This window comes from Longimicrobium sp., from assembly GCF_036280135.1.
GTDB lineage: Bacteria > Gemmatimonadota > Gemmatimonadetes > Longimicrobiales > Longimicrobiaceae > Longimicrobium.
Window position 1 is genome coordinate 1 of record NZ_DASURI010000519.1, and the last position, 10,481, is coordinate 10,481.

Here is a 10,481-nt window from a genome sequence, read left to right on the forward strand (position 1 = left end):
CTGCTGCCACGGCGACAGGCCCGCGGGAAAGCCCGTGGACACGGCGGCCACGGGGATGCCGGAGCCTTCCAGGGCTTCGACGGCCGTGGGCACCAGCGAGTGGTACACGCACACGGCGGCCGTGTGGATGGGCAGGTGCACCACGCCCAGCCCCTCCAGGATGTCGGGGCGCACGGGCTGGCGGGCCTTGGCGCACAGGCGCCGGACGTTGCCGGGCGTGTCGTCGCCGGAAAGCGTGGTCAGGTCCATCAACGTGATGGCGCGCAGCAGCCACGCGGCCTGCCACTGCTTCTTGACCGTGCGGCGGGCGGGGAGCGTGGACGCGCGGCGCTCCACGGCGCTGCGGTTCACGCGCACGGCCTCGACCCAGTCCAGGTCCAGCTCCGTGCCGGGGTTGCGGTGCTCCTCGTGCCCGGGCTCGGCGATCTCGGGCGGCCCGCCGGCGGGCACGGCGATCAGTCGGTTGTGCGGTAGCGTTGCCATCGTTCTGCGTTCCCTGTTGAGCCCGGTAATGTAACGCAGATGCGCACGGGGGGACAGGTTTGGCCGCTGTCGTCCGTGAGGAACGGGGACGAGCACTGCAGGATTCGGGCGTGTCCCTCCGCTGCGCTCCGGGCCGGGCTGCGCGCGCCGTAGGCAACAATACAACCGTTGCCAACGGCGCCGAGCCTTCTCCGCGTCAGGGCAACGGTACTGCTGTTGCCCCGCCGCTCCGGCGTCTCGGCCCTGCGGGCGCGCATCCCTCACGCAACGGCGGCGTGGACGCCTCCTTTCCATTCCCAGGCCCCCTTCGCGCCTCCTCCTGTGCATCCGACGCACTGTCCTCCCGGACGGAGATCCGCGCCAGCCATCAGGGTCGAGGATACGTCTCACTTGTACGAATGGGCATTATCGTACATTATGCGTCGATAAACATAAGGATCGGCCGCACTGCCGTCGATCCGTCCATCTCCCAAGGAGGCTCACATGGCCAAGCTCAAGCTCAGCGTGGAAAATCTGCAGGTCGAGGGGTTCGAGGCCGGCGAGGGTGACTTCGACAGCCTTGCCGCCCTGTCCCTCACGCAGTGCTACTCGGTGAACGCGGGCGAGTACTGCGTCCCGCAGCCCGCCACCCGCACCTGCGGCTGCTGATTTCGACGTCGCGCCGTGCACCCTCTCCCGGCCCGTTCGCGGGGGAGGGTGGCGGACGCCGGGAGCGAATGATGCCGATTGCGGATCTGATCCGGTGAGGCCGTCTCCCAGCCGGAGCGAATGAATTCGCCGCTGGAAGGGCACGAAGTCCGCCTGCGCGGACTGCCCAGCGGAAGCCGGCGCGTGTACATCGAGGCGGCGTTCGCGCAGTTGAAGCCTCGCGCAGTTTGCGAGGCTTTTCCGCTGTCGTTGCGGCGACTTCAGTCGCTCTGGCCAAGTGCATGCGCTCGTCGGCTCGAAGCGGATGCGGGTCCCGGCACGATCCTCGCCCATCGTTGTGCAGGCTTTGCATCAGCCCACCCCGGACCGGCACCTCCCATGAAGCCCGACGACGCCAACGGCCGCCTCCCCACCGAGCAGCGGCCCTTTCGCGTGCTGCTCATCAGCGGATCGCAGCGGCGGCAGTACAACTGCCCGGGCGTGGACAGCAAGAGCCGCATGCTCATGCTGCGCATGGCCGACCGCCTGCCCGCCGACTGGGAGATCGACCTGGAGGACCTGGGCAACGTCTACGGCCGCGCCCGCATCCAGAGCTGCAACGCCTGCGTCAGCACGTCCATGGCGCTGTGCGTGTGGCCGTGCAACTGCTACGCAAAGGACGACAAGGCCGAACCGGACCTCATGTGGGACCTGGACCTGTACGCGCGCCTGGACCTGGCGGACGCGTGGGCGTTCATCGGCCCCGTGAACTGGTACGGGCCGCCCAGTAACCTCAAGCTCCTGTTCGACCGGCTGGTGTGCGCCAGCGGCGGCAACCCCGACGAGACGCGCATCGGCCACAAGAACCCCGAGATGGCCATGCGCCTGGAGCACGCCCCGGAGTGGGCGGAGCTGTCCGTCAACCACCTGGAGGGGCGCACGGCCGCCTTCTTTTGCTACGGCGACGACGGCGCCAACGAGGTGGACGACGACGGCCGGCCCAAGAAGCTGCGCCACAAGCAGTGGTTCCCCGTGGACGAGGAGCCGTTCCACGACGACCGGCAGGCGTACGCGCCGCTCGTGTGGCAGTGCCGGTACAGCGGCGTGGAGGTGCCCGACGCCCTCTGGCGCTACGCCCGGAGCGGCGCCGGCGTGCCCTACGCAGACAACCAGGCCGAGGACATGGTCCGCGAGCGCGACGTGATGACGGCGTTCGACGCGTGGACGGACGCGTTCGTGGACCACGTGCGGACCAAGGGAAAGGTGCCGCCGGGGCGCTGGCGGGCGTTCGGGTACGAGCCGCCGCGCAAGGGGTGGGAAGACCTCAAGCTCAAGTGGCGCGACACGCGGATGCGGCTGGGCATCCCGCCGGAAGGCTCGTCGCCCGACGTGCAGCAGCGGCTGGGATTGAACCGCGACGTCACCCTGCATCCGGGACGCGGCGAATCGACACGGAACTCTGGCTGACGTGCGCCGGTACTACGCCGCCGAGTAGCAGCAAGGGGGAGCCGGGCGGCCGTCCGGACGGTCTTGCTTGGCGTTCATCTGCTTGCTACTGTTGATCGTACGGTTGTGACGATCCACCGCGCCGCGACCCCCCTCCTGGCGCACGCATGCCGGGCATCCCGCCCGGCGGACACGCTTCCCCCCCGACATCGGGAGAGACCCCCCATGAAACTGCCGGTCATCGCGCTCGCCGCCATGGGCGCCGCGCTTCTGTTCGCCGCTCCCGCGCACGCGCAGCCCGAGGTCATCCGCACCCAACTGGACTCGGCCGCCGTGCTGGTGGGCAACGAGGGCTTTCGCCTGCAGGACGACATCGTTGCTGGCGAGCTGGGCCAGGGCGCCAGCGACGAGTACGAGCTGGAGCTCGAGGGCGGCATGACGTACATCATCATCGGCGTCTGCGACGGCGACTGCAGCGACCTGGACCTGGCGCTCACCACGTCCGGCGGCGACGACGTGGACAGCGACTACGAGACGGACGACGTCCCCATGGTGATGGTGGAGGTGGAGCGCGGCCAGACCTACAGCCTCAAGGTTGAGATGGCGGCCTGCTCCGTGGAGCCGTGCGCGTTCGGCATCGGCGTCTACGGCAAGCGCTGACGCCGCTCCACGCGGATGAACGACGGGGGCGCCGGGCACATCGCCCGGCGCCCCCGTTTTCATCACGGATTCGAGCCAGGCGGCGAGCCTTGAAGCCCAAGGATGGCTGTTGGAACCTGCGCCCGCGCTGCGTCATCCTGAGGGAGCGCCGCGCGAACGTGAACGCACGAAGGACCTTGGCGCGACCGAAGGATCTTGTTTGCGAGACTCGGAGGCGGGGTTTCGTGCACGAGGGTCGCCTTGAAGCTTCGCGGGCAAGATCCCTCGTCGCCGCCACCGATCACGCAGGGACGAGGGTCTACGCGGCGGCTCCCCAGGATGACGCAATCTGGCAATGCGCAACACGAAAGCGGAGCGCCCGGCCATGTGCCGGGCGCCCCGCTCTTCGTCCGCGGATCGCGGAAGATTCAACTCGCGGCGCGCTCGCCCAGGGACTCGCGCCAGGCCAGCAGCCGCGGCGCCAACGCGGAGCGGGTCACCGGCTTAGGCCGGTATGCGCTGAGCGAGACGAGCGACGGGCGCTGGAACGAGCGCCAGCGGCGCGTGCCCACCTGGTCTCCCAGGTCGCGCGACAGCGTGTGCAGGCGGCTGCGGGCGTGGTCCTTTTGCGGCGCGTCGCCCCAGGCCAGCGCCACCAGCAGGGCCTGCCGCGCGGCGTCGGCGTCGCCCAGGGACAGCGCGGCGCCGGCCAGCTCGTGCGCGGCGCGGGCGCGGTCCACGGGGTCCGTGTAGCGCACGGTGGCCACGCACAGGTCGCGCGCGGCGCCGGCCTTGTCGCCCGCGGCGCGGCGCAGGGCGGCGCGCTCCTCCAGGCCCACGGCGGCGCTCTCGGCGTCGCCGGCGCGCAGGGCGCGGCGAATCACGCGGCCCAGGCGGCGCTCGGCATCATCCGACACCACGGCCTCGCCCACCTCGGCCAGCCGGGCGATCTGCCCGTTGGCCACGTCCAGGTCGCGGGCGGCGCAGTAGAGAACCAGCGCGCGCTGGCGGTCGCCCATCTTGCGGGCCAGGCGGGCGGCGTGCAGGGCCGTGGCGCCGCTGCCCTCGTCCAGGGCCAGCGCCAGGGTGATGGCGGCGTCGGCCTCGGGAAGGCGGCGCGTCTTCTCCAGCTCGCACGCGTACGAGACCATGGACGCGGACAGGCGCGCGGCGGGCGCGCCCTCCTCCAGCACGCGCAGGGCGCGCAGCAGGATGCTCTTTTCCGCGCTCTTCTCCAGCCCCGCCACTTCCGCCTGGGCGCGTCGCAGGGTGAACTCGTCCGGGGCCTCCGTGGCGGCCAGCTCCACGACGCGCAGCACCAGCGCGCCCGCGGCGGCTCGCCGCGCACGCTCTCCGCGCTCCGTCTCGCTGATGTGCCGCAGCGTGTCTTTCGCCGCGACGGCCGACTGTGCCGCCTGGATCAAAGGCTACTCCTCGCGATTGAGAATCGTTCTCATTGAATTTAGCCAAGAGGAGGGCGGGTGTCAAACGTTCAGACACTCGATGAGATTGGCAGACGCGGAGATGCGGGACGGCCAGGGCACGTCGGCGAGTGTCTGCCGGCCGCGGAGAGCCCCCACCCCCGGCCGCTGCCCTCGCGGAGCGGGGGAGAACTGTACGGACATCTCCTTGGGGTGCACCGACTCTCCCTTTGACTTCCTGAGGGAGGCGCCGCGTGATCCAGATCCGCGCGAAGGCTCTGGCGCCGACCGAAGGATCTCCTCTCCATAGCAGAGGGTCTGCACACTCGCTGAAGACCGCGCGTCGAGCATCCGTCCCGTAGCCTGGCCCGTGCGAGGGCAGGCGAGATCCTTCGGGGCCGCGGGCATCCGCGCGCGGTCGGGTTCCGTGAAGGCCCCTCAGGAATCAACGGTCTTGCAGGCTCATCTTCCCTCCCGGATCGTGCGGGATAGATTGCCGCGCTCCCGAATCGCCCATCCGCCGACACGCACGACGCCGATGTCCGACCGCATCACCATCCGTCCCGCGACCGCCGCGGATGCCGACACGTTCCTCGCGCTGGTCGACGCGCTGGCGGATTACGAAAAGCTGGACCGCCCCACGCCCGAGGCGCGCGGTCGGCTGGTGGCGGACGCGTTCGGCGAGCGGCCGCGCATCAGCGTGTTCCTTGGGGAGCTGGACGGGCGCGCCGTGGCGTACGCCATCGTGCTGGAGACGTACTCGTCGTTCCTGGCGCTTCCCACGCTCTACCTGGAAGACCTGTTCGTCATCCCCGAGGCGCGGCGTTTCGGGCTGGGCCGCGCGTTCTTTCGCGCGCTGGCCACAGAGGCGCTGCGGCGCGGGTGCGGACGGATGGAGTGGGTGGTGCTGGACTGGAACCAGCTGGCCATCGACTTCTACGACAAGCTGGGCGCCCGCCGCATGACCGAGTGGTACACCTACCGCCTGACCGCCGAGCAGCTCGCCGAGGTCGCCGGCGCATCCACCACGGGCTGACCGCCGACCGCTCGGACACGTCGCCGACTCGAATCACCACCCGCGCCCAACCGGCGCGGGGGTGGATCGTTCCGTTCGCGCCTTCGCCATACTCCATCGGTCCGGTTCGCGTCATCCGCGCGGTAAATAACCCAGCGACCCTATGTGATCTTTTAAGTTGCTCCCTGGCATTCGCATAGGGAAAGATATCCTGCTTTCTATTCACTTCCGGGCATGCACGTGTGTGGTTGACGGTTGGGAGGTGCGTAAGTGTATGTCCGCGTTTGAGTTGGTTCGCGCTGGATTGTCGTTCTTCTGGTCCGCCTTTTGCCAACGGTTCCCGCCACGCCATGACTGGCGCAAACCGGGCCCGGATGCACCGGCGGGACGCCGCCGGAAGGGACAGCAGGCCGCGACGCGAGGGCGGCGCGGCAGAGCGCAACCGACCGAACCTGGAGGAAGCACGATGAACGCGATGACCAAGGGGCTGCTCACGATCGCCATGCTTGCCGCCACCGCGGCCTGCGACGGAGCCCCCACGGCGTCAAACGAGTTCGTCTCGACGGTCGACGGGCCGGCATTCGCGCAGTCATCGAGCAGCACCCTTACGTTCAGCAGCGCCCGCGGCACCACCGCCACGCCGCCGTCCTCCAGTGGCGGCACGGGCAGCATCAACTTCGCCGGCAGCATCACCACGCCCACGCCCTGCTACGAAGTGAGCGCCTCGCACACCGCGCGCAGCAGCGTGGTCACCGTCAACGTGAGGACGGCCGACGCGGGCGGCATCTGTACGCAGGTGATCACCAACTACAACTACCAGGGCAGCGTCAGCGGCCTGGAGCCCGGCCTGTACACCTTCACGATCACGCACAACGGCACCCCGGCCTACACCAACGCGGTCGTGGTCGAGTAAGGAACCTCCCGTTCCGGACATCAAGGGCCCGCGGATCCGTCCGCGGGCCCTTGTGCGTCCAGGAAGGGACATGACGGTCCCAAGTACCAGCGCATCAAGCGATTGGATGAGATCGTGCTTCAAGCGTGAAAAATCCCTCTAAATTCCTGGGTGATTTAGTCTAAAGCGTTTCTGAGGATGTGTTTACGATGAAAATATCCCGTGATTCTGGTCTGGCTCTTGCCAACGCTTCCCGCCACGCCATGACAGGCGCAATCCGGGCCCGGACGCACCGGCGGGACGCCGCCGGAACGGACAGCAGGCCGCGACGTGAGGACGGCGCGGCACACCGCAACCCGACCGACGAACCTGGAGAGGACACGATGAAGGCGATTTCCAAGGGGCTGATGACGATCGCGATGCTCGCCGCCACCGCGGCCTGCGACGGAGCCCCCACCGCGTCCAACGAGTTCGTCGCCACGCCCGCGGAGCCCAGCTTCGCCAGGTCCTCCGCCCAGCTGACGTTCAGCAGCGCGCAGAGCTACAGCGAGGAGACGCCGGCCACGGCCACGGGCGGCACGGGCAGCATCAGCTTCACGGGCAGCATCACCACGCCCACGCCGTGCTACGCGGTGAACGCCGCGCAGACCACGCGAAAGAACGAGGTCACGGTCACGGTGACGGCCGCGTCCACGGGCGGCATCTGCACGCAGATCATCACCAACAACAACTACCAGGGCGCCGTGACCGGGCTGACGGCGGGGACCTACACGTTCACCGTCATCAACGAGGTCGGCGGGACGCGCACGGTGGCGCAGACCAGCACGGTCGTGGTGCAGTAACCCACGCGCGCGGCGCCGGAATCACGGAAGGCCCGCGGATTCTTTCCGCGGGCCTTCGTGCGTCCGGTGGATCATCTTCCGATGCCGCGCGTCATCGTCATTCACCGGGCGTGCGGCATGTAGATTGAGGGACGGAGATCATGGCGGCGCTCCGGCCGGACGCCCCGCGGGCCGCTGGACGGAGGAAGTCCCGATGATGACGCGGCACTGGATGCGCGCGGCGCTGGTCCTGTGGATCTCCGCCGCCGGATGCGCGACGGCCGGCGGACGCGGGACCAAGCCGTCGCTGGGCAAGCGGACGCCGCCGCCCATGGTGGTGGTGGCGAACCAGAACTTCCTGGACATGAACCTGTACGTGGTGCAGTCCGGGGTGCGCGCGCGGCTGGGGATGGTGACGGGGCTGTCCACGCAGCGCTTTCGCCTGCCGCGCGACATGAACGGGGACATGGCGGACGTGCGGATCTTCGCGGATCCCGTCGGCAGCTCGCAGGGGTACCTGAGCCCGCCCGTGCGCGTGCGGCCCGGCCAGTCGCTGGAGCTGACGATTGGCGCCACGCTGAGCCTGTCCAGCCTGGCCGTCTGGTAGCACGCGATCGCGGTCCGCGCCGTGGGCGGAGGATGAAGCGTTTGGATACGAGGAGCCGGCCCCCTGTCACGGGGCCGGCTCTTCCCGGTTCAGCCGGTGACGCACTGCACGCTGGTGTCGCAGCCGCCTTGCGGGCTCGTCCGCGAGCACGTGCTGAAGTCGGCGGTGCAGATGCAGCCGAAGCGGATGGTCGCGGCGACCGCGGCGATGCTGGCCGGCTCGTCGTCCGTGATGAACGAGGTCACCACGAGGTCATCGAGAGCGATGCGTGTCATCTTCTGTTCTCCTTTTGTGACGTTCGTCGACATACCGCCATGAGCGGCGTGGGACGCGGAAGATGCTGCGAGGACACAGGTCCACGCAAGGAAACGGATGGTTATACGCTGTTAGCCAGCGTATTTTGCGCCGTTGAGGGCGCGATTCGGGCGATTGCTCCACCGCTGCGCGCAGGTTGGCGCTTGTGGCGGCGGGCGGGGACGATATGTTTCGCGCGCCCAACCGCTTGCGCTGAAAGGAACGCCGCGCCTTGCTCGACCTGAACCAGCTGCTGTCCGCCATTCCCGCCCGCCCCGACGCGGCGGAGCTGGTGGCGGGATTCGTCCCGCCGCCGCGTTTTGCGGCCAAGCGCTTCGACGACTACCAGCCGGACCCCGACCACCCTTCGCAGGCCGCCACCGTGCGCCGTCTGCGCGAGGTGGCGGCCGAGCTGCAGGCCGCGCAGGGCGGATGGGCGCGGTTTCGCGCGGCACTGGGCGGGCCGGCGCGGGGCAGCGGCGTGTACCTGGACGGCGGGTTCGGCGTGGGCAAGACGCACCTGCTGGCGTCGCTGTGGCACGCGTCGCCCACGCCCAGCGCCTACCTGAGCTTTGACGAGCTGGTGTACGCCATCGGCCTGCTGGGGGTGGACGGCGCGCGCGAGGCGTTCCGCGGCATGCGCCTGGTGGCCGTGGACGAGTGGGAGCTGGACGACCCTGGCAACCTCAAGCTGGCCATCGCCTTTCTCCGCGGCGCGCTGGCGGATGGCGTGCGCGTGGCCACGACGTCCAACACCATCCCCGACGAGCTGGGCCGCGGCCGCTTTGACCAGAAGAACTTCGCGCTGGAGATCGAGGAGCTGTCGTCCGCGTTCGAGGTGCTGCGCGTGGAGGGCGCGGACTATCGGCATCGCCGGTTCGAGGCGGACCCGGACCGCTCGTACTTCCTGGACGCCGAGACCATGGTCCGCGCCCGGGCCGCCGCCGGTGCGCGTGCCCTGGCTGTCTCCTTCGACGCGCTGATGCACGGGCTGAGCGACATCCACCCCATCCGCTACCACGCCGTGGCCGAGGCCGTGGACGAGCTGCTGGTGGACGGCGTGCGGCCCATGACGCACCTGTACGACGGCCTGCGCTGGGTGCACTTCGTGGACAAGCTCTACGACAACGCCGTCCCCTTCGCGGCCACGGGCGAAGGCGGGCTGGGCGGATTGTTTCCCGCGGAATGGCTGGGCGGGTCGTACGGAAAGAAGTTCTCGCGCTGCCTGTCGCGCATGGAGGAGATGCTGGGCGAGCGGCGGGCGGAGGGACAGGCTTTCGGCCAGAGCGGCTGAGGGCGAGTGCGACCTGAACGGGGCGATCGCCGGCCCCAGGCCTGAGCGAATGAATTCGCCGCTGGAAAGGCACGAAGTCCGCCCGCGCGGACTGCCCCAGCGGAGGTCGGCAGATGTATACCGGTGCGGGGTTCATGTTGTTGAAGCCTCACGGCAGTTCGTGAGGCTTTCCGCTGTCGTTGCGGCGGCTTCAGCCGCTCCGGCTCGGTGATGGTTCAACGAAAAGAAGCCGGCTCTCTCGCGAGAGCCGGCTTCCGTCGTCATCCGCCCGTTCCTCCCCGTCCGGCGATCACTCCACGGGCGTGGGGTGGGCGTCGGGGGTGGCGTCGCGGAGCACCATGTCGGGGTACCCGTTGTCCGGGTTGCCGCCCCGCTTGAGGATGCGGTCCACCGTGCCCGGGCCGCGGTTGTACGCCAGCAGCGCCAGCTCGTGGTCGCCGTCGTACTTGCGGATCAGGTCCTTGAGGTACTTGAACCCGATGCGCAGGTTGGTGCGCTGGTCGCGCAGGTCGCGCGCCGTCACGTCCGGCTGCAGCCAGCGGGCCGTGGCGGGCATGAGCTGCGTGAGGCCGATGGCGCCCACGTGGCTCGTCGCGCTGTTCTTGAACGCGCTCTCCGTGCGCACCAGCCCGAACGCCAGGTCCGGGTCGATGTTCTCGGCCAGCGCGATGTCGTAGATGTCCTCCGCGAGGTCGCGGGGAATGTTGTACGACGAGTAGCGCTGCACGTTGCGCTGGATGACCGTGTCGCGGTCGCTGGCCCTGGTCTCGGCCACGTCCACGCGGGCCTCGCGCCACGCCTGGCCCACGGCGGCGTCCGTGAGCTTCATGTTGGGCACGGCCGCGATCTCGGGCATGAGCGCCTGCCGCTCGTGCGACGGGTCCGTGCGCATCTGCGTGTTGCGCGCGATGGCCAAGGGCGTGGCGGCGCCCACCACCGTCA

At 69.4% G+C, this 10,481-nt stretch carries 11 protein-coding genes and 1 pseudogene; 8 read left to right on the forward strand and 4 right to left on the reverse strand.

Annotated features, from left to right (window positions below):
* Nucleotides 1-483 (reverse strand): annotated as a pseudogene (locus tag VFZ20_RS16725) (deoxyribose-phosphate aldolase); the annotation flags it as partial.
* Nucleotides 484-966: 483 nt separating this feature from the next.
* Between VFZ20_RS16725 and VFZ20_RS16730 the strand changes: the two are divergent.
* From VFZ20_RS16730 to VFZ20_RS16740, 3 genes are all read left to right on the forward strand, one after another.
* Complete coding sequence (locus VFZ20_RS16730) at nucleotides 967-1,131, forward strand: hypothetical protein (RefSeq protein WP_329685055.1); 165 nt, start codon at nucleotides 967-969, stop codon at nucleotides 1,129-1,131.
* A gap of 378 nt (nucleotides 1,132-1,509) precedes the next feature.
* On the forward strand, nucleotides 1,510-2,577 hold the full coding sequence (locus VFZ20_RS16735; protein WP_329685056.1) for an NAD(P)H-dependent oxidoreductase: 1,068 nt from the start codon (nucleotides 1,510-1,512) through the stop codon (nucleotides 2,575-2,577).
* Between the two features lie 204 nt (nucleotides 2,578-2,781).
* Complete coding sequence (locus VFZ20_RS16740) at nucleotides 2,782-3,216, forward strand: hypothetical protein (protein ID WP_329685057.1); 435 nt, start codon at nucleotides 2,782-2,784, stop codon at nucleotides 3,214-3,216.
* A 407-nt stretch (nucleotides 3,217-3,623) separates the two neighbouring features.
* Here VFZ20_RS16740 and VFZ20_RS16745 read toward each other — a convergent pair whose 3' ends face one another.
* On the reverse strand, nucleotides 3,624-4,619 hold the full coding sequence (locus tag VFZ20_RS16745) for a hypothetical protein (protein WP_329685058.1): 996 nt from the start codon (nucleotides 4,617-4,619) through the stop codon (nucleotides 3,624-3,626).
* Between the two features lie 535 nt (nucleotides 4,620-5,154).
* Between VFZ20_RS16745 and VFZ20_RS16750 the strand changes: the two genes are divergently transcribed.
* From VFZ20_RS16750 to VFZ20_RS16765, 4 genes are all read left to right on the forward strand, one after another.
* Nucleotides 5,155-5,652: a GNAT family N-acetyltransferase gene (locus VFZ20_RS16750; protein ID WP_329685059.1), complete on the forward strand. Its 498-nt coding sequence runs from the start codon at nucleotides 5,155-5,157 to the stop codon at nucleotides 5,650-5,652.
* 445 nt (nucleotides 5,653-6,097) lie between these two features.
* Nucleotides 6,098-6,544: a hypothetical protein gene (locus tag VFZ20_RS16755; protein WP_329685060.1), complete on the forward strand. Its 447-nt coding sequence runs from the start codon at nucleotides 6,098-6,100 to the stop codon at nucleotides 6,542-6,544.
* 362 nt (nucleotides 6,545-6,906) lie between these two features.
* Nucleotides 6,907-7,365 (forward strand): hypothetical protein, encoded by a 459-nt coding sequence (locus VFZ20_RS16760; protein WP_329685061.1) that lies wholly within the window; start codon nucleotides 6,907-6,909, stop codon nucleotides 7,363-7,365.
* A gap of 193 nt (nucleotides 7,366-7,558) precedes the next feature.
* On the forward strand, nucleotides 7,559-7,951 hold the full coding sequence (locus VFZ20_RS16765) for a hypothetical protein (protein ID WP_329685062.1): 393 nt from the start codon (nucleotides 7,559-7,561) through the stop codon (nucleotides 7,949-7,951).
* Between the two features lie 89 nt (nucleotides 7,952-8,040).
* Here the strand turns inward: VFZ20_RS16765 and VFZ20_RS16770 are convergent, their stop codons facing one another.
* A complete protein-coding gene (locus VFZ20_RS16770; RefSeq protein WP_329685063.1) occupies nucleotides 8,041-8,226 on the reverse strand; it encodes a hypothetical protein in 186 nt (61 codons plus the stop codon).
* A gap of 251 nt (nucleotides 8,227-8,477) precedes the next feature.
* Here VFZ20_RS16770 and zapE point away from each other — a divergent pair, with 251 nt between their 5' ends.
* Nucleotides 8,478-9,539 carry a cell division protein ZapE gene (gene zapE / locus VFZ20_RS16775; protein WP_329685064.1) on the forward strand — a complete coding sequence of 354 codons (1,062 nt, stop codon included), beginning with the start codon at nucleotides 8,478-8,480 and terminating at the stop codon, nucleotides 9,537-9,539.
* 289 nt (nucleotides 9,540-9,828) lie between these two features.
* Here zapE and VFZ20_RS16780 read toward each other — a convergent pair.
* On the reverse strand, nucleotides 9,829-10,481 hold a 653-nt coding region (locus tag VFZ20_RS16780), incomplete at its 5' end, for a lytic transglycosylase domain-containing protein (protein ID WP_329685065.1).